This window comes from Bacteroides sp. 41_26, assembly GCF_949740115.1.
In the GTDB taxonomy this organism is placed as follows: domain Bacteria; phylum Bacteroidota; class Bacteroidia; order Bacteroidales; family Bacteroidaceae; genus Bacteroides; species Bacteroides nordii.
Window position 1 is genome coordinate 1 of the sequence record NZ_CATJGZ010000094.1, and the last position, 19,867, is coordinate 19,867.

The window sequence follows — 19,867 nt, forward strand, 5'->3', positions numbered from 1 at the left end:
ATTGTCTGCATTTTCGAGGTTCAACTCCATTTGAGTCGGTAACTTGTCTACATTTTCTGTAGTTGAACTACCTGTTTTGCATACATTTTTTGAGTTCGCTCCCTCTGTCAGCATGTAGGGCAGTTTGGTTAAGTCCTTCTTTCTGCGGCTTGTAGCCTCCAACCATACCTTTTGTATCTCCACAGAAGTCAGCACTCCGTGTTTTTCGTAGCTTTCTTTATCGAAAAATTCTTTTTCGATGAGCAGGTTTACGATCTCTTCCACTGTCTTTTTATCGTATTCCGGTCCTAACTTCCTTGCAAAAATCATGCATTGGTCCTCTCCCCAATGAATGTAATACCCGTCAGTATATATCTTGCACAGCAACATGATCACCGCATGCGGCCCTTTCACTCCATGTATCGCCGTAATCAGTTCTATCGTATCGCAGTGAAAAAATCCCGTCAGTAGCGGGAAGTAGTTTATTCCATAGTATTCTGTAGCCATAATTTTTTTGAGTAGTAAGTAGTTAGTAGCAAGTAGTAAGTAGTTGATAGTAAGTAGCCGGAATTCTTTTAGCATACCTCTGATACACTGCATAGATTCTGGCTACTGACTACTGGCTACTAACTACTGAATAGGTCTCCATTCCATAAAGTTCTCCACCAGAAATGTCCTCCATCCCTGTTGCTCCACATCCCAGTAAACGACGGCTCCTTCCACCTTTGTTGGATCGTATGCTTTGTGAAACTCTGCTTCGTAATAGATCAGTGTCCCTTTCACAAACTTGAAATCTCCGTTCTGCTTGTGATAGGCAATCATGGCATGCCCATACAGCATGTGGTCCAACAATGTTTCCAGTCGTTCTGCCATCCATTGTGCGGTACTCTCCGGGTAATCTTTTTCCATCACGATCCGTCTTTTCCATCTTGCTTTCATTGCTTCACTCTGTGACACCTGCCTTTTCTGCTTTTTCATAATACTGAATTTAAAATGATGAATAATTATTTTTTTTCAGGTTGATGCTGTATACAAAGAAAGTGCCGCATCCTGAGAAAGCGGCACTCCTACATCTTTCGCTTCAATCTGCTGCGAATATATGCTTATTATTCTAAAATGAATTTACAAAATAGGTGTCCTGTAATTTCGCTGTCTCCTCATAACCGGATTAGTGTTATTCCTCTTCATTCCATATTTGGGATATGTAGGTTTTTATAGTGCTGTATTTTAGTTGTTTGTATTCCCCGTTGACTATATGAATGAGTGTGCTCCTTTCAAAAATAAATCGTGCTAAACTGGCTTGACATGTCTTTAAATCTTCTCCCATTGCTCCTTTTTTGCACAACAATATCATGTCTCTGATATATTCTTCGTGACAGGAAATAATACCGCACATTGGTTTCTCCTTTTTTCTTCCTTTCTTTGATTGAGTTTCCTGTTTATTGGTTAGTAAATACTTTTTATCCTCGTTTTTTTTACTCTTTTACTATCCTCTTTCTGTTGTAGTTTTTGGTTCATAATTCGCGATTTTAATTTAGTTAATGATAAAAATGTTTAAAATCGCGAAAGTAGTTAATTAATTCATTTAGTATGGATTATTTATGGGGTAAAATGAAGGAAAATGCTTGTTTTATGTGTGTATTATATTGTAAATCAATAAAATATCTATCGAATATAAAAGTGTTTCAATAAACGTTCGTTTAATTGAACGCAAAGATATGAGGTATTTTTATACTGGCAAAATGTTTAATAAAAAAAATGATATTATATTTATTGAATTACCCTCAATGGTCTGATTATTAGTAATATACGATATTAAATAAATTACTCTTTTATCTGTATGCTTTTATGATATTCTCCCTTTATATGATGTGTAAAAAAAGCGTTCAATTAAACGAACGTCTATTGAAACACTTATTGCTTTCAGTCGGCTCGTTTATAATAAGTTGTGCATCCCGCTTTGTTTTCAATAAAAACAAGTCCTTGCACACCTCATAAATCCCCTCTTTATGTTCGTTCCCTGTGATAGGGCCACTATTGAGGGCAAGTGTATAACTCATTGATAATCTCTACTTATACACGCTTAACCGGAAGGAGTTTTCACTACCCCAGTGTCCCTAAAGAATATCCAATTGTGAACAAATCCACTGACATACACTGGTATCCGCTTCGCGTCACTTATAGCCGCGAGCTTCTCCTGAAAGAGATTTTAGATGCCGAAAAGATTGAGAACTTCATCCCCATGCACTACGAGTACATCAAGAAAGCGGACCGTAAAATCCGCAAACTCGTTCCCGTGGTGCATAACCTTATCTTCGTCCGTTCCTCACTGCAATGTATCGAAGATATCCGTCAGTCCATCGCCCTCTCTTTGGCTGTCCGTTACATCTTCAATCAGGAGCTTCGTCGTCCGATTACCATCCCGGATTCCCAGATGCGTAGCTTCATTGCCGTTTCGGGCAATTACGAAGAGCAGATTGTCTACCTCGATCCCGTCGCCACCGCCTTACAGAAAGGCGACCGTGTTCGTGTCACCGGTGGTATCTTCGAGGGTGTGGAAGGAGTCATCATCCGTGTCAAGGGAGACCGCCGCGTGTCGGTTTGTATTCAGGGAGTCATGGCAGTAGCTACTGCCTACATCCATCCTTCCTTGATAGAACGCATTTCCGACTCCTCATTATAATTGGTTGTAAATCATCTAATTGATAACTACATCATTTTTCAATCGTAAATTGTAAATCGAAAATTGTAAATAAATTCATGTTTCTACAATCCCAAATTGATGCCCTGTGCCATATCACGCACGAACTTCTCAACTTAGGTTTCGATGGTAGTCCCATTTACTCCGACCGTTTTTGTGAACTCAATCTCGAGGTATACCGTCAGTCCGAAGATCTCTACATCCGTCGTAGTTCCAATATCGAAGAAGAAGCCAGGCTTTGCTACGCCCTGTTGAGTGGTTTCCATGCCACCATTTATGACAATGGTAACAAGAATAAAAAGATCCAGGTTCTTCTCGATCGTAGTTGGAAGATACTCGACCAACTTCTCGCCTCACTATTGAAGTGTCAGCTTTTAGTAGCCTGCTATGCAGAAACTTTTGACGATGCGTTAGCGAAAGAAGCCCATGCAATAATCAATGGTTGGGAAGGGCGTGATTTGACTTTGGCAGAGCGGGAGGTTTTTGACTATCTGGAGAGTCTGGAGGCTAATCCGTATCCGAACTGGGAAGTAATAGAATAAGTAGAAAACATACATACGTAAATGTCGCATGCTTTTTAACTTTATAGAAAATAAATTAAATGAATGTTTTAGTAACTGGCGGGGCGGGCTTTATCGGCTCTAACCTTTGTGAGACCTTGCTTGAAAGAGGTGATGTCGTGACTTGCCTGGATAATTTTTCCACGGGTCATATTGAGAATTTATTACCATTGATCAACAAATATCCAACTACCTTTAAACTCGTCGTAGGCGATATTCGTAATCTGGCAGACTGCCGGAAAGCCGTAGCAGGCAACAAATATGTATTGCATGAAGCAGCCCTGGGCTCAGTGCCTCGTTCTATCCAAGACCCTGCCACTACCAACGAAGTGAACATTTCCGGTTTCCTTAATATGCTGGTTACTGCCAGAGATGCAGGCGTGAAACGCTTTGTCTATGCAGCCAGTTCTTCTACTTACGGTGATAGCAAAAGTCTTCCGAAGGTTGAAGATGTGATAGGTAAGCCACTCTCTCCCTATGCGATTACTAAATATGTAAATGAACTCTATGCTGATGTCTTTGCCAAAACTTATGGCATGGAGTGCATTGGTTTGAGATATTTCAACGTATTTGGTCGAAGACAAGATCCTAACGGAGCATATGCTGCTGTGATTCCTCTTTTTGTAAAGAAATTGATGAATCATGAATCGCCGGTTATTAATGGTGACGGAGAGTATAGCCGCGATTTTACTTACATCAAGAACGTGGTGCAGATGAACCTGTTGGCATTGGAAACTATCTCTTCTGAAGCGGTTAATCAGGTATACAATACAGCTTTTGGAGAACGTACCACTTTAAATCAATTGGTTGATTATTTAAAAGAGTTTCTAAGTGATTTTGATCCGGAAATAGCCAATATCGAAATACTGCATGGGCCTAATCGAATAGGCGATATCCCTCATTCTTTGGCATGTATAGACAAAGCCAAGGCTCTTCTTAACTATACCCCACAATATAGTATGCGTAACGGATTGAAAGAAGCGGTTGCCTGGTATTGGGAGAACTTGAAATAGATAAAACATAGATGATACATATATGGATACTAAAATTTGTGTGATCGGCTTAGGTTATGTTGGCTTGCCGTTAGCAAGATTATTTTCAACAAAATACAAAACGGTTGGTTTTGATATGAATTCAAAGCGGGTAGAGGCTCTAATGGCAGGACATGATTCTACGCTTGAGGTAAGTGACGAACTGTTACAATCTGCCATTGTCGGTGGTTTTACCTGTACATCTGATATAGAAGATATCAGAGATTATAATTTCTATGTAGTGGCAGTTCCCACTCCTGTCGATGTAAATAATAATCCGGATTTGACACCTCTTTATGGTGCGAGTACCACTGTAGGCAAAGTGATTTCCAAAGGAGATATCGTTGTTTATGAATCAACTGTCTACCCGGGTGTTACCGAAGACGAATGTATTCCGGTGGTAGAAAAGGTGTCCGGCTTGAAGTTAAATGAAGATTTCTTTGCCGGCTATTCTCCCGAACGTATTAATCCGGGTGATAAACTCCATACGGTAGAGAAAATCAAGAAAGTAACTTCGGGCTCTACTCCTGAGATAGGGAAAAGAGTAGACGCAGTATATGCTTCTGTTATAACAGCCGGTACACATTTGGCACCTACCATGCGAGTGGCCGAAGCTGCAAAGGTGATTGAAAATTCACAGCGTGATATTAATATTGCTTTCGTGAACGAGTTGTCTAAGATATTCAATAGAATGGGTATTAACACATTGGATGTACTCGAAGCTGCAAGCACTAAGTGGAACTTCTTACCTTTTAAACCCGGTTTGGTGGGCGGCCATTGCATTGGTGTAGATCCTTATTACTTGGCCCAATGTGCACAGCGCTATGGTTATAATCCTGAGATTATTCTTGCAGGGCGTAGGATGAATGATGGTATGGGAGAATATGTAGCCAATCAAGTGGTGAAACTTATGTTAAAGAAAGGTATTCAGGTATTGAATTCCAACATATTAATACTTGGTTTTACTTTTAAAGAGAATTGTCCGGATGTACGTAATACGAAGGTCATTGATATTTATAAAGCATTGCAAACGTATAATATTAATATTACGGTTTATGATCCTTGGGCCAATCCGGTTATCGCACAGCATGAATATGGTATAGAAGTTATTAATGAATTGCCTTCTGCGAAATACAATGCTATTATTTTAGCTGTAGCACATGATGAGTTTAAAGTGCTTGATATTAATCAGCTTATAGAGAAAGAAATCGCTGTCGTTTTCGATGTCAAGGGCTTTTTGGATTCAGAGATAATAGACGCCAGATTATAAGATAATGAAAATAGCCATTCATCATAATAAGGGTTCGTTTAGTGACCGTTGGATTGAATATTGTAAAGAGCATAAGATTGCCTATAAATTGGTTAATGCTTATGATAATGATATTATACAGGAGGTGAGTGATTGTGATGCTTTTATGTGGCATCATCATCATGGGAGTTATAAAGATACACTCTTTGCCAAACAGCTACTTTATTCACTGCAATCGGCCGGTAAGAAAGTCTTTCCAGATTTTGCCACCGGTTGGCATTTTGATGATAAGGTAGGTCAGAAATATCTGTTTGAAGCGATTGGCGCACCTTTGATTCCTTCGTATGTGTTTTATACAAAAGCGGAGGCAATACATTGGGCAAATGAAACTACTTTTCCTAAAGTTTTCAAACTGCGCGGTGGTGCCGGTGCTGCCAATGTGAAACTGGTTCGTACCCGGCAAGATGCAATCCGGTTAATCAATAAGGCTTTTGGAAAAGGTTTTTCCCAATTTGATAGATGGGGAAATTTGAAGGAGCGTTTTCATAAGTGGAGAACCGGGAAAGACTCTTTTACAGGTGTGCTCAAAGGGGTAGTTCGTTTAGTGATACCCACTGAGTTTGCTAAATTCCATGCACCGGAGAAAGGGTATGCTTATTTTCAGGAGTTTATTGTTGGCAATAAAACCGATTATAGAATTAAAGTTGTAGATGGTAAGTGTTGGGGATTTCAAAGGGCTGTTAGAAAAGATGATTTTCGTGCTTCAGGTAGCGGTACATTGATTTTTAATAATGAACTTATATCAATTGACATAATCAAAATCGCTTTAGAAATATCTAAAAAGTTTTCATTGCAATCTGTTGCTTTTGATTTTGTGATTGATAAATCTAATAATACTCCTTTATTGGTAGAAGCTAGTTATGGATTTGGGTTTGATGAGGAAGAGATGGTACATGGCTATTGGACATCGGATTTAGTCTATCATGAAGAAACATTTATTCCTCAATATTGGATGATTGAAAACTTGTATAAATGAATACATTAAAACATTATCAATCTGCTGCTAAAAGTCATTTATACACATATATAAATGAACGTAGAGGGTATACGACTAATCGGAGAATAATCGTAATAGAATCTGATGACTGGGGGAGCATACGAATGCCTTCGTTAGATGTATTTCATAAAATGGCATCATTGGGATTAGACGTAGTTGGACGTTGCTATAATGAGAATGATTCACTTGCTACGAAGGAAGATTTATCATTGTTATTTGACGTGTTGTCACATTATAAAGACTTTAAAGGAAATTCACCTAAAATCACGGCGAATATCTGTGTTGCCAACCCTGACTTTGAGAGGATAAGAGCTTCCGGTTTTACATCTTATTTCTATGAACCTTTTACAGTTACTCTTGAACGTTATCCTAACTGTTTATTCGATAGTTGGAAAGAAGGTATTACACAGAGTCTTTTTGTACCTCAATTCCATGGCAGGGAACATCTGAATATAGAAAAGTGGATGTCTGAATTGCAAGAAGGGAATCCGGAACTGAGGGCATGCTTCGATTTGCAAACATGGGGGATTCGCTATAACAAACAGAAGAATCATGTACTTGGAGAATTTATGGTTAATTCAGAGCAGTCTATTAAGTTACAAAAAGAAATCCTGAAAGATGGGATGAGGTTATTTCGAGAGATATTTGGCTATGTTTCAAAATCTTTTATAGCTCCTTGTTATATCTGGAATCCGGAGTTGAATGAAACGTTAAAACAAATAGGAGTCGATATTTTGCAAGGTAGTTATTCTCAGTATCTTTCAAAAGAGAGTCAGATAACAGATACTATACATCATTACATGGGACAGAAAAATGAATTGGGGCAAACCTATTTGGTACGTAACTGTCTTTTTGAACCGACACAAGACCACCGCTTGAATAAGGAATACTGCTTGAAAGGTATTGAAAAAACTTTTAAATTAAAGAAGCCTGCCATCATCAGCGCGCACCGACTCAACTTTATAGGGGCTATACATCCCCAAAACAGAGATAATAACTTACGCCAATTCGCGGAATTACTACAAGTAATCATGAAGCTTTGGCCGGATGTGGAATTTATGAGTTCAGATGAATTGGGTACACTGATAAATAATTAGTGTCGTTTTAAAAGGATCGATCATAAATTGCAGTATAAAAATTAGAAAACTATGAAAAAAGATATAAATGTCTATATGTTTCACTCTAAAGTGAACTCAGCAACAGAATTTGTCGCTTTTCTCAAAATAGATGAATTAGAAAGTTATTATAATTTTATATGGAATTCAAAAGATCCAGGCTATTTATTCGCATCAGATGAAATATATACGTGTAAAAAGAACTGGAGACGATTCCAAAAACTATATAATAAGGCTTCAATTAAAATAATATATGCGGCAGAAGCATTTTCTCCTGATTGGAACTTGTTTGACTATGCAATTGGTTTTGATGCACATCTGTCTAATGAAGATCGCTTTTGCATACTGCCTCCTTTTACGTTATTTTATAAAGAATTTTATGAAGGAGAGTTTCGGAATAAAATAAATTCAGTAAATGAAGCCTATGGCATATTAAGAGAGAAAAAAAAGTTTTGTAATTTCTTATATTCAAATTATAATGCACACCCCAATAGGGATAAATTATTTTATCTAATTTCAAATTATAAGAAAGTAGATTCTCTTGGAAAACATTTGAATAATGTGGGCAATAGAGCTACGGGATATATCGGGCACCGTTTGGAATGTATACCTATGAAAAGTAGCTATAAATTTTCCATTGCAGCGGAGAATGCAAATTATAAGGGATATACTTCTGAGAAAATATTAACGAGTCTATGCGCTCATACCGTACCTGTCTATTGGGGAAATCCAGACATTATATTAGAATTGAATCCTAAATCCTTTATTAATTGTCATCAATTTGAGTCACAACAAGAAATACTCAATAGAATAAAAGAAATAGATATTAATGACGATTTATGGTGTGAGATAATATCGGAACCTTGGCAAACGGAAGAGCAGGTTGAGAGATCTAAACAACGTATGACAAATTATGTCTGTTTTATAGACTCTATTTTTGCACAGGAGATAAGTGCAGCAAAAAGGGTACCCGAAGGGGCTTTTGTGTACAGGTATCGAGAAATTCTTTTTTCGTCTAAAATACCCCGGTTAAATCTATGTAAAATAGTATGGAAGAAAATTATGAGAACTTTTAAAACTGTATAAGTTTAAATATTAAGATTTAATAGTTATATATAAAATGGATATAGAAAAATTTGTAAAGCAATATCAAAAAGAGAATGCATCCTTTAAAAAGAAGTTGATCTTTCATTTAGGGAATTCAGGAGCCGGTTTTTATTCGGAATATAACAGTATGATTTATGCCATGGTTTATTGTTACTATTATAAGATTCAGTTTCGGATTTATTCAAAAAGAACAATTCTTTTTAATTATGAAGGATATTCTAAGATATTCAAAATTTTTCATAGAGAAAATACGAATTTTTTTCATCGCTATTTTAATAAACGGTTTTCTGACTATCATTCAAATGAACGTTGTCTTTCTATTAATTTAAAAGAAAAGAGTCTGCTATTAGGTGAATTGTTGTATAAACTAATTACAGGCAGATATTTAACGCAAGATATCTTTAGAACTTCTCGTTCTAAGTCATTTGTAGGAAAGGATTTTGATTTTCCAACTTTGGGTTTAAAAGGTGATTTTAGAGAAATTGCATTCGGCTTTGTTAGTTCATTTTATAAGTTCAATGAGGAATATGAAAATAAAATTGAGAATTTAACGGAACAGTTGGAATTACCTCAAGATTATATAGCCATGCATATTCGGGGAGGAGATAAGATTATTGAACATGATTTATATGGAGAAGATGAGTATATACAGATAGCTGAGCGTGAGTCAAACTTAAAAGTTGCTTATGTACTTACTGATGATTATTCAATATATGAATCATTGACAAAAAGATATCCGTTATGGCGTTTTTATACTTTGGCCTCTAATACGGAAACCGGATATGATAATTCAAAATTTCAATCTTCAGAATTTGCTGCTGTGGATAAACAAATGCTGAATCTGTATGCAAGTGTTGAAATTATAAGAAAATCAAAGCTTTTTATAGGTACGTGTAGCTCAAATGTAGGGACTTTTGTCGGTATGGCTATGCCAGAGGACAGAGTGAGATACATTGATACGGATAAGTGGCACATTCAATGATAAATTCCGATAACCAGACTTCCAGTAAGCGAATTGCAAAGAATACGATGATGCTATACATCAGAATGTTCATTATGCTGTTTATTGGACTGTATGCATCCCGGGTGATTATTAATGTATTGGGGATACAGGACTATGGATTATATGAGGTTATTGGAGGTATTGTCGCCATGTTTGGTTTTGTAAATTCGTCTATGGCAACTGCTACGTCACGCTTTCTAACTTATGAATTGGGTAAAAAAGATTTTGATATCAATAAATTAAGAAAGGTTTTTCACGTAAGTTTAACAATTCATATATTCATTGCGTTTCTGATATTAATTTTGGGCGAAACGATAGGCCTTTGGTTTGTATGTAATAAGATACAGATGGCACCCGGAAAATTGATTGCAGGAATCTTTGTTTATCAGAGTGTCTTGTTTTCCTTAATTATAACGATTATCAATGTACCATACAATGCTTCTATCATATCTCATGAACGAATGGATGCGTATGCATACATTGGGATTATTGATGCTACTTTGAAAGTTTTAATTCTTTTTCTGCTTCCTATTTTACCTTTTGATAAATTGATATCATACTCTATTGCGTATTTACTCATACAATGCGTTTTACAATGTTTGTATATAGTCTATTGTAGAAGGAAATTTGATGAAACAAGTTTCAGATTAGATTTTGATAAAGAGATAATGAAAGGGATCTTGCCATTCTTAGGTTGGAATTTAGCGAAAGAATTTGGAGGTGTATGTTCTAATCAGGGATTGAATGTTTTGCTTAATTTATTTTATGGTCCATCTGTTAATGCTGCTCGTGGAATAATGTTTCAGGTTCAACAGGCAGTTGCTAAATGTTGTATTAATTTTCAAGTGGCGCTTAATCCTCAGATTATCAAGTCGTATGCATCAGATGATTTAAGTTATATGCAGAAACTCGTTTATACGAGTTCTAAATTTGCTTTTTTTTTATTATTTATTTTGGCGCTTCCTATATGGTTTGAGATAGAGAGCATACTTACCTGGTGGATAAAGACAGTTCCTGATTATACGGCTATATTTATACGTATTATGCTGTTTGAGGCTATATTCAGTGTAATGTCTAATCCGCTAACCGTTTCCGTAATGGCTACAGGCAGGATAAAAAATTTCCAAATTGTTATGACTATTACGTCATTGCTGATTCTTCCTATATCATACATATTCTTGTCTTTTGGTGGAAAGGCTGAAGTGGTATTTGTTATTAATGTTGTCTTTTCATTCATATCTTATATTATAAAAATATACTTTGTATATTCTATCCTTCATTTTTCTTTGAGAAACTATGTTTCTCAAGTTCTTCTTCGGATATTATGGCCTTTTATGCTCTGTGTGTTGTTTACTTCTTTAGTTTATATATACTTTCAAACATTGCCTTACAGAACTATTGTGGTCTTTGTGACTTCATTCTCAGTGTCTCTTATTGCAATTTATTGTTTTGGAATAACAAGTCCCGAAAGAGATTTTGTTAACAGATTAATCAAAAAGTATGCATGGCAGTTATAGATTTAGAGTGAATAAAATCAATAGATTGTTCATTATTTTTTTCTCCTTTTTCTTATCTTCTCTAAGTGGAATTGTGTTAATGGATTTTCTGGGCTTTCCTTTTAAGGCTGTTGAGGTCCTATTGTTGATTTTTTTATTCTATCATAGAAAACGCATTTTCTTACCGATTATGGTGCAAATGCAGTTTATAATAATCGGGCTCTTGTTATATGGATTAGGAATGTTTTGGCATGATTCTGAATTGGGAGAATTATTATCGTCATTACGATATTATTTCTTCTTCGTAATCGGTTTTATGCTATTTAGATATAGCGATCTTTTATCTATGAAAGATATTGCATGGTGTGCCTTTTTTACGACAGTTTTTGAATTATTGGCCGGTTTGGTATTGATTAATAAAATTCAAAACTTGAATTCTATTAATGAAGATATACCAATGGTAAATAATGCCAACTTTATCTTGATTGGAATTTTAATATCTTGCTCATTACTGGTAAAATCGAAAATACAAATGCTTGTTCTTCTATGTATTGCATTGACAGCCTCTTTCCTGTCAATAACACGTGGGATATTATTATATGCAATTGTTGCACTGATTTTTTCATTTTTTGCTTTATGCACTATATATAAATCTTATTTTAAGTTATTGTTCATCTTTGTTTTTCTATTTTTAATAGGCATTTTTGCATATAATAATTTAGAAGATGAAATACTCCAAACGTCACCGTCTATGCATCACCGTCTGTATACTAAGGTGGATCCTTCTAATAATGATGGATCTGGAGACCAAACCCGGATCTATCATCTGATGTATATTCTTAAGCATCCAGGTCAAAGTCTTATTCCTCATGGCTTTCCGGTTTGGAAAGGACTTCCACGTTTTAAAAAAACGAATTGGACTCAATCTTCTATATCAGATTGTAGCTTAGCTGCTCTGGTATATACTTTTGGTTTTTTTGTTTTTATTTTGATATACAAGTACTTGAGAATCTTTTTCAGATATTGGTGCTTGTTTCTTCGGAATAAAGAGACTGAACTATATATGTTGCTAATCGTTTTAAGTCTTTTTCCACTCTATTTTGTATTTGGCTATGGATTGATTGAAGATGTTAGTAAAGTTTTTTCATGTGGAATGGTTTTGGGAGTCGTAAAGAGAAAATTGTATATATATAGCAATAAATAGTGAAAGCTCTATTTAATCATGTGCTATTATGAAATTATTATTATTTATTGATTCTTTGGGTTCTGGCGGTGCTCAACGTCAATTAACTACTATTGCTCCTTTACTCAAACAACAAGGAATAGATGTTGAGGTATTGTGCTATTGTCGGAATGAATTTTTTGCCCATGCATTATTAGAAAATGGCATTCCTATTCATTGGATTACTCCGAAGAATTATTTAATACGTATTTTGAAAATACGTGACTTTATACGTAAAGGAAACTATAATGCAGTTATTTCATTTTTGGATACACCTGATTTATTGAATTGTATAGCGGCTATTGGTGGGCATAGCTGGAAAGTGATAACAAGTGAGCGCAGTGCAAAAGAGGAAAATTTTCATACGCTTAGAGGGAAACTAATAGGGTGGGTGAAGGGATATTCGGATGCGATTGTTTGTAACTCGGAGAATGCCCGGAATCTATGGCTGAAGTATTATCCTTACTATAGAGATAAATTGGAGGTAATATACAATATAGTAACTCTTCCTGAAATAACCTCCACTTATATACCTCGTAAAGACGGGAAAATTCATATAGTTGTGGCAGCCAGTTATCAGTATTTAAAGAATCCTATCAATGTGATTGAAGCGGTGAACTTGTTAGATGAAGATCTGAAAGAAAAATTGAAGATAGACTGGTATGGGCGAAAAGAAGCTACGGATAGCGATACCCGAGCTTTTGATGATGCTTGTTTTTTAAGAAAAAAATATTGTCTTCAGAATATATTCAGATTGAATGAGGCAGTCAGTGATGTTGTAAATAGAATGCATGAAGCTGATGTGGTAGGGCTATTCAGCCGACTTGAAGGATTACCCAATGTAATTTGTGAGGCAATGTTGCTATCTAAGCCTGTGGTAATGAGTAGAGTTTCTGATTATCAGACGTTGGTGGATAGTAATAATGGTGTATTATGTGACTGGAACGATGTTTTTTCTATTAAGGAAGCGTTGGAGATTTTACTTGAGTGTTCGGAAGAAGAATTGGTCTCTTTGGGAAAGAATTCAAATAAAAAAGCAGAAATATTATTTGGAAAAGAGAAAATTACAAATCAATGGATAAAAGTCATTCAAATATAGAACAACTTCGTGTTTCTTAATGTGCTCAAAATATGCTGATCAGAACAATTTTATTTAGGCTTCTATATTTTAAAAATATCTTGTTTATGCGAGGTGTGAAATTTAATGGATTTACAATCATTTTCTCATTTAAAAACTCGCGAATAGAAATAGGTAATGGAAGTATTATAAACTCTTCTCCGGTAAGCAATATGTTAGGTCTTTACCAAAGAACGATAATTGTTGCTCGTTATGGTGGCAAAATATCCATAGGAGAGAAATGTGGTATTTCGGGTTCTACAATCTATGCGATGTCAAATATCTCGATTGGGAATAACTGTCAGATTGGAGCTAACTGTAAAATTATAGACAATGATTTTCATCCTTTAGAAAAAGAAGTAAGGCGAAGAAGCGTGGATGAAAGATATATTCGTAAAAAGGACGTTGTCATAGGGAATGATTGTTTTATTGGGATGAATAGTATTGTATTGAAAGGTACTGTATTGGGAGACGGAGTAATCGTTGGGGCCGGTAGTGTTGTATCGGGAACTTTCCCGGATAATGTAATAATAGGAGGAAATCCTGCGAGAGTGATAAGATGAAAAATAGGAAGAGCGTTATATTCTTATCTCCCTTGTTTCCTACAGGAGGAATTACAAGTTGGACAAAAAATATGCTGGACTATATTCAACAGTCTGAAATACAAGATGTTTACCATGTAGACGGTTCTGTTAAATTTAAAAATCCCAATAATGCAATTCATCCACTTTACAGGGGGGTAAGTGGAATAGTGGATACTATACATATCTTTTATTTGTTAGTTAAGAATTGCTTTAAATACCATCCTGCTGTGATTCATATAGCTACGCCGGGTTCGTTTTCTCTATGTAAAGATGTGTTTTATCTTATTATAGCCAAGTGTTTTAGGGCGAAATGTATTTTTCATTATCGTTTTGGCCGGATACCGGAATTAAGTGAGCGCAAAAACTGGGAATGGAACTTGTTATGCTTTAATATGAAACATGCATACCGGATTATTGTTATAGATGTTCCTTCCTATAAGGCTTTATGTGATACCGGGTTTGAAAGTAAAACAAGAGTCATAGGTAATCCTTGTTCGCCTAAAGTAGCTTTGTTGGCAAATCAAGATGTGGAAGAGAAGCAAAAAAATCATTATGTTTTTGTAGGGCAGATAATAAGGACTAAAGGAGTATATGAATTATTAGATGCTTTTTCTCAATTGAGAAATGAGTCTCATTTGACTATGATAGGTCCTTATGATGAAAAAATAAAGAATGATTTGTTGACTATTTCCCAACGGAGAGAGGGTGATTGGTTTTGCCTCTTGGGTAATCAACCATCGGAGGTAGTGCTTGAATATATGAGCAAGGCCGATGCTCTCATACTACCATCTTATACAGAGGGATTCCCCAATGTAGTACTTGAGGCGATGGCGATGGGGTGTCCGGTGTTGGCTACTCCGGTAGGAGCCATTCGGGATATGATAGATGCGGATAGTGAACAGGCTGCCGGGATATGCTTTGAAGCAAAATCGGCAGATGCAATAATAGAAGTGCTTGATAAGTTTTCCGGTGTTGATAATCACTTTGATTATGCTATTAACGGAAAGAGAAAAGTGCTGGCATGCTATACTATGAAATCGATATTCTCACAATATCAAGAGGTGTGGTATGAGAGATAAAATCTAATAGAATCAGACTGTTTTTGATGAAAATTTCTTTAGTTACCGTAACTTTTAATAGTTACCGAACTCTTCGTGATACCATTCAATCTGTTTTATCTCAAATTTATCTGGATATTGAATATATTATTGTAGATGGCTGTTCTCAAGATAAAACTGTTGATATAATAAAAGAGTATGAACCTTTGTTTCATGGTCGGTTAAAATGGATTAGTGAGAAGGATCAAGGACTGTATGATGCCATGAATAAAGGTATCCGGATGGCTACCGGAGATATTATCGGCATTATTAATTCTGATGATTTTTATCATAGGAGAGATATTATAATGAAGGTTACTGAAGCCTTTAAAAATAGTGATATACGAGCTGTTTATGGAGATGTGCGTTTTGTAAATCCTCAGAATTTAGATAAAACAGTACGTTATTACTCTTCTAAGAGGTTTACTCCTGAGATGTTTCGATTTGGTTTTATGCCTGCTCATCCCACTTTTTTCACTTATCGAAAATATTTTGAAGAGTTTGGTTACTATAAAACCGATTATAAAATAGCTGCTGATTATGAGCTCCTTATTCGTTTCTTGTATGTACATCAATTGAAAAGTCAATATTTACCATTCGATTTTATGAAAATGCGTACAGGGGGTACCAGTACCGCATCTATAAGAAGCAATATTTTATTGAATAAAGAGATAGTCAGAGCTTGTAAAGAAAATGGTATTTGGACTTGCATGCCACTTTTATTCTTGAAGTATTTAGTGAAAGTATTTGAGTTGTTATTTGTAAAAGAATGAATATACTTATTACCGGTGCTCATGGTTTTGTGGGTTCCAATCTTATTATGGCTTTAAAAGATCATTATACTCTTTACGGCCTTGATATCATTGCTCCCGAGAAAGAGGGAGTGATGAAAACTTTTCTTTGGAAAGAGATAGAAGCATCTTGTTCCTTATTTCAAAAACTACCTCAATTTGATGCTATCATTCATCTTGCGGGTAAAGCTCATGACACAAAAAAACAATCAATAGCTCAGTCTTATTTTGATATCAACACAGGTTTGACTCAAAAGATCTTTGATTTTTTTCTGAAGTCATCAGCTAAGAAATTCATTTTCTTCAGTTCTGTAAAAGCTGCTGCCGATAGCGTAGTAGGGGATATACTCACCGAGGATGTTATTCCAACTCCGGTTGGTCCTTATGGAGAAAGCAAGATTAAGGCGGAAGAGTACATTCTTAATAAATTGACAGTTGACAGTGGACAATTGACAGTTGCTATGCAGCATGATAGCGCAGCTAATTGTCAATTGTCCACTGTCAACTGTCAATTAAACAAGCAGGTTTATATATTAAGACCTTGCATGATACATGGGCCGGGGAATAAAGGGAATCTGAATTTGCTTTATAATGTGGTGAAGAAAGGCATTCCGTGGCCTTTGGGAGCTTTCGAGAATCGCCGTTCGTTTACTTCGATTGATAATCTTTGCTATGTGGTAGAAGGGTTGTTGACGAAGGATGTTCCGGGAGGTATCTATCATATGGGGGATGATGAAGCGATGTCTACTAATGAGTTGATAGCTACTATGTGTGAGGTGATGGGAAAGAAACCGCATATTTGGAAGATGAATAAAGGTTTGATGGAAGGTTGTGCCGGGATTGGCACTTTGCTTCATTTGCCATTGAATACAGAACGTCTGCGGAAGTTAACAGAAAATTATGTAGTTAGTAATGACAAGATAAAAAGGACACTGGGCATTGATAAAATGCCTGTTACTGCAAAAGAAGGATTAATAAAAACTATTTGTTCATTTATAAACTGACAATGTTATTATGATACTATACTGACATATTTATTCAAGCTGTTTTAAGTTCTCATCAATTTCTCTGAATTTTTTTTCTGATTCCCATTTATTTAGTTGTGTTAATTGAGTTTTTGCTATTTGACATAATTGTTCAAAACGTTTATGTTTGGGAATAGATAATTTGATTAATTCAGAATTGAATGATTCGAGATTAGATAAAACTACAAGTTCATTAATGCTTGCCATATCTCTGATATTTAATCCTTTCGATGCGTACTGAGGATTAAAATCTCGCCATTCGGACGCTGTACAGCCCCATATTGCCACATTTAGTAAATCTGCTTCTTCGGCATATATAATCCATTGAGAATCTTTTAGAATCTGAGATTTAGGTATAATATAATCCTTTATTGCATCTGTATGCAATTGATAATTTGTTTTGGATAGGATACGTTTTATTTTCCATTCCAATTTTAATGGATTATTTTCTATTGTTTTTAAACGTTGATATTCTTTTATAAGATATAGCTTGAAGGTAGGATTAAACCATGAACAAAATTCTAACGCTATATCTTTGTGGGCATATGTACCACCATTTCTGCCGGATTTTGATATGATTCCAATAGCATTTGTTGCTTCGATCCATTTTTTAGGAGTCATATTAAATCTATTGAATCCTGCTTGATTTAAAAAGGTGTCGAATTCGACACCTTTAAAGTGGGGATTGTTTAAAATTTCCCAAGTACCTAAAAATTCTATTGTATTTTTATTACGCATCCAATTGCGTATATGGTCTTCACCCTCTTTATCTTTAATAATATCTGTTAAACAGAAATAATCTTCTTTGCCCGATTCTATTGAAATAGAAATCTCCAAATGATTAACATTTATTTTTTTATAGGGCTCATATTTATTCTTTTAGTTTATGACAAAGGTAATAATTATTAATTCAATTCATTCATTTGGGAATATGTATTTTTTTGTTCTTTTTGTTGTTCTATTAATTATAGAACTTTTTTATTTTCATATCGCCGATAAATACAATATCATTGACAAACCCAATGAGCGCAGTTCACATACCCGGATCACTTTACGGGGTGGGGGAGTTATCTTCTATTTTGGCGTATTGGCTTATTTCCTTACGAATCATTTTGAATATCCCTGGTTCATGCTTGCCTTGACTCTGATCACCTTTATCAGCTTTATAGATGATATCTGTTCTACCTCTCAGGCATTACGATTAGTGTTTCATTTTTCTGCTATGGCTTTGATGTTCTATCAGTGGGGATTATTCTCTTTACCTTGGTGGACAATCCTTGTAGCGTTAATAATATGTACCGGTATCATTAATGCTTACAACTTTATGGATGGTATTAATGGTATCACAGGCGGATACTCTTTGATTGTTTTAGTAGCTCTCGCCTATATAAATAAAGAGATTATTCCTTTTGTAGAACAGGATTTGATTCTTACTATCCTTTGTTCCGTACTGGTTTTTAATTTCTTTAATTTCCGAAAGCGTGCAAAGTGTTTTGCCGGTGATGTAGGTTCTGTTAGTATAGCATTTATCGTTTTGTTCCTTATCGGTAAGCTGATAATCAAGACGGAGGATTTCAGTTGGATTATACTATTAGTAGTGTATGGGGTAGATAGTGTACTTACCATTATTCATCGTCTGATGCTTCATGAGAATATTGGATTACCTCATCGGAAACATCTGTATCAGATTATGGCAAATGAACTGAAGGTACCTCATGTGGTAGTTTCTTTTGTATATATGGTGATACAAGCATTGGTAATAGTGGGTTATTTCTATTTCCAGGTGTATGGCTACTGGTATTTATTGAGCAGTATTTTGGTATTAAGTATTCTATATGTCTTGTTTATGCATAAATACTTTTACCTGTATTTTTCTTCCAACTAACTGATAATTATCCCTCTACAAACTTTCTGAGAGAAACAGCTTTACCTCCCTCTTTTTCGTTTGCCACCCGATAATAAACTCTCATCTTTGCAATGTTGATCAACGAAACGTGTGAATGAAAAAAACGATTAGTAACATTAAAAAGAGGAGGTAATTATGCCTTTATTTTACAGAGCGGTGCAATCACCGATGGCCAACAAAGCGGGAGCTAAGTTATGGCATCTTAATCTGGTTAAAACCGGAGCAGCAGTAACTACTCAGCAATTGGCTGAGGTAATAGCTGAGAAATCATCCCTTACCCCGGGTGATGTACAGAATGTGGTACGTAACCTGATGTCGGCGATGCGGGAACAACTTCTGAACAGCCGTACGGTACGTTTGGATGGCTTGGGAACATTTACAATGAAAGCCCGTACGCAGGGCCGGGGAGTAGAGAGTGCCGATAAGGTAAACCCGAATCAGATAACAGCTTTGAAGTGCCAGTTTACGGCTGAGTATACTCGCCCGGCAGCTATTGGTACCACACGTGCCCTGTTGCAAGGTGTACAGTTTGTACATGCTGATTTGCTGAAGAGCATGACCGAGGGAGGAAACCCTGGTGGTGAGGGTGAGGGGGAAGATCCTTCTATTTAGTTGAAAGCTTAGAGAGTTGAAAGTTGAAAATTGAGAGTTGAAAGTTGGCTGCGCGGCACTGGATACGTTATTAAAATGGGAGGAAAATGAAAAAGACGATTTGGAATACGATTTTGAAAGTGGTTATAGCTGTGGCAAGTGCCTTGGCTGGTGTATTTGGCGGACAGGCTATGATGGCTTAGCGGACAAATAGATATAAATAAGAGATCGCCCGG

21 protein-coding genes are annotated in these 19,867 nt (G+C 35.9%); 18 read left to right on the forward strand and 3 right to left on the reverse strand.

The features are described from left to right. The coding region (locus QX565_RS14690; RefSeq protein WP_289293264.1) for a DUF4373 domain-containing protein at positions 1–486 on the reverse strand (486 nt) is incomplete at its 3' end. Positions 487–609: 123 nt separating this feature from the next. Beyond that, positions 610–957, reverse strand: coding sequence for an SH3 beta-barrel fold-containing protein (locus QX565_RS14695; protein WP_289293265.1), 348 nt, complete (start codon positions 955–957; stop codon positions 610–612). Positions 958–2,113: 1,156 nt separating this feature from the next. Between QX565_RS14695 and QX565_RS14700 the strand changes: the two genes are divergently transcribed. The 15 genes from QX565_RS14700 to QX565_RS14770 all read left to right on the forward strand — a co-directional run bounded on the left by QX565_RS14700 (position 2,114) and on the right by QX565_RS14770 (position 17,113). Further along, the gene (locus QX565_RS14700) at positions 2,114–2,662 is read left to right on the forward strand and encodes a UpxY family transcription antiterminator (protein WP_289293266.1); all 549 of its coding nucleotides are present in this window, start codon (positions 2,114–2,116) and stop codon (positions 2,660–2,662) included. A gap of 77 nt (positions 2,663–2,739) precedes the next feature. Next, on the forward strand, positions 2,740–3,222 hold the full coding sequence (locus tag QX565_RS14705) for a UpxZ family transcription anti-terminator antagonist (protein WP_289293267.1): 483 nt from the start codon (positions 2,740–2,742) through the stop codon (positions 3,220–3,222). A 59-nt stretch (positions 3,223–3,281) separates the two neighbouring features. Continuing rightward, positions 3,282–4,253 carry an SDR family oxidoreductase gene (locus QX565_RS14710; RefSeq protein WP_289293269.1) on the forward strand — a complete coding sequence of 324 codons (972 nt, stop codon included), beginning with the start codon at positions 3,282–3,284 and terminating at the stop codon, positions 4,251–4,253. 22 nt (positions 4,254–4,275) lie between these two features. Continuing rightward, complete coding sequence (locus tag QX565_RS14715; RefSeq protein ID WP_289293270.1) at positions 4,276–5,541, forward strand: nucleotide sugar dehydrogenase; 1,266 nt, start codon at positions 4,276–4,278, stop codon at positions 5,539–5,541. Between the two features lie 4 nt (positions 5,542–5,545). Next, the gene (locus tag QX565_RS14720) at positions 5,546–6,556 is read left to right on the forward strand and encodes an ATP-grasp domain-containing protein (RefSeq protein ID WP_289293271.1); all 1,011 of its coding nucleotides are present in this window, start codon (positions 5,546–5,548) and stop codon (positions 6,554–6,556) included. After that, entirely contained in the window at positions 6,553–7,674 is a 1,122-nt protein-coding gene (locus tag QX565_RS14725) for a hypothetical protein (RefSeq protein ID WP_289293272.1), read from the forward strand. The genes QX565_RS14720 and QX565_RS14725 overlap by 4 nt, the downstream gene beginning before the upstream one ends. Positions 7,675–7,725: 51 nt before the next feature. Next, positions 7,726–8,778, forward strand: a complete 1,053-nt coding sequence (locus tag QX565_RS14730) for a glycosyltransferase family 10 domain-containing protein (protein ID WP_289293274.1) — start codon at positions 7,726–7,728, stop codon at positions 8,776–8,778. Positions 8,779–8,812: 34 nt separating this feature from the next. After that, positions 8,813–9,781, forward strand: a complete 969-nt coding sequence (locus QX565_RS14735; protein WP_289293275.1) for an O-fucosyltransferase family protein — start codon at positions 8,813–8,815, stop codon at positions 9,779–9,781. Further along, entirely contained in the window at positions 9,778–11,319 is a 1,542-nt protein-coding gene (locus tag QX565_RS14740; protein WP_289293276.1) for a lipopolysaccharide biosynthesis protein, read from the forward strand. Before QX565_RS14735 ends, QX565_RS14740 begins: the two co-directional genes overlap by 4 nt. Positions 11,320–11,326: 7 nt before the next feature. After that, entirely contained in the window at positions 11,327–12,502 is a 1,176-nt protein-coding gene (locus tag QX565_RS14745) for a hypothetical protein (RefSeq protein WP_289293278.1), read from the forward strand. 28 nt (positions 12,503–12,530) lie between these two features. Then, a complete protein-coding gene (locus tag QX565_RS14750; protein ID WP_289293280.1) occupies positions 12,531–13,619 on the forward strand; it encodes a glycosyltransferase in 1,089 nt (362 codons plus the stop codon). 86 nt (positions 13,620–13,705) lie between these two features. Then, positions 13,706–14,200 (forward strand): acyltransferase, encoded by a 495-nt coding sequence (locus QX565_RS14755; protein WP_289293282.1) that lies wholly within the window; start codon positions 13,706–13,708, stop codon positions 14,198–14,200. A 71-nt stretch (positions 14,201–14,271) separates the two neighbouring features. Then, complete coding sequence (locus tag QX565_RS14760; protein ID WP_289293283.1) at positions 14,272–15,300, forward strand: glycosyltransferase family 4 protein; 1,029 nt, start codon at positions 14,272–14,274, stop codon at positions 15,298–15,300. A gap of 26 nt (positions 15,301–15,326) precedes the next feature. Further along, entirely contained in the window at positions 15,327–16,091 is a 765-nt protein-coding gene (locus tag QX565_RS14765) for a glycosyltransferase family 2 protein (protein WP_289293285.1), read from the forward strand. Continuing rightward, positions 16,088–17,113, forward strand: coding sequence for an NAD-dependent epimerase/dehydratase family protein (locus tag QX565_RS14770; RefSeq protein WP_289293286.1), 1,026 nt, complete (start codon positions 16,088–16,090; stop codon positions 17,111–17,113). Before QX565_RS14765 ends, QX565_RS14770 begins: the two co-directional genes overlap by 4 nt. Positions 17,114–17,143: 30 nt before the next feature. On the opposite strand, the gene QX565_RS14775 is transcribed toward QX565_RS14770, so the two are convergent. Further along, positions 17,144–17,971: a KilA-N domain-containing protein gene (locus QX565_RS14775; protein WP_289293287.1), complete on the reverse strand. Its 828-nt coding sequence runs from the start codon at positions 17,969–17,971 to the stop codon at positions 17,144–17,146. Positions 17,972–18,065: 94 nt separating this feature from the next. Between QX565_RS14775 and QX565_RS14780 the strand changes: the two genes are divergently transcribed. The 3 genes from QX565_RS14780 (at position 18,066) to QX565_RS14790 (ending at position 19,834) form a co-directional block, all read left to right on the forward strand. Next, positions 18,066–19,019: an MraY family glycosyltransferase gene (locus QX565_RS14780; protein ID WP_289293288.1), complete on the forward strand. Its 954-nt coding sequence runs from the start codon at positions 18,066–18,068 to the stop codon at positions 19,017–19,019. A 156-nt stretch (positions 19,020–19,175) separates the two neighbouring features. Continuing rightward, positions 19,176–19,652: an HU family DNA-binding protein gene (locus tag QX565_RS14785; RefSeq protein ID WP_221649001.1), complete on the forward strand. Its 477-nt coding sequence runs from the start codon at positions 19,176–19,178 to the stop codon at positions 19,650–19,652. 86 nt (positions 19,653–19,738) lie between these two features. After that, on the forward strand, positions 19,739–19,834 hold the full coding sequence (locus QX565_RS14790; protein ID WP_002560793.1) for a smalltalk protein: 96 nt from the start codon (positions 19,739–19,741) through the stop codon (positions 19,832–19,834). Positions 19,835–19,867: the final 33 nt, after the last annotated feature.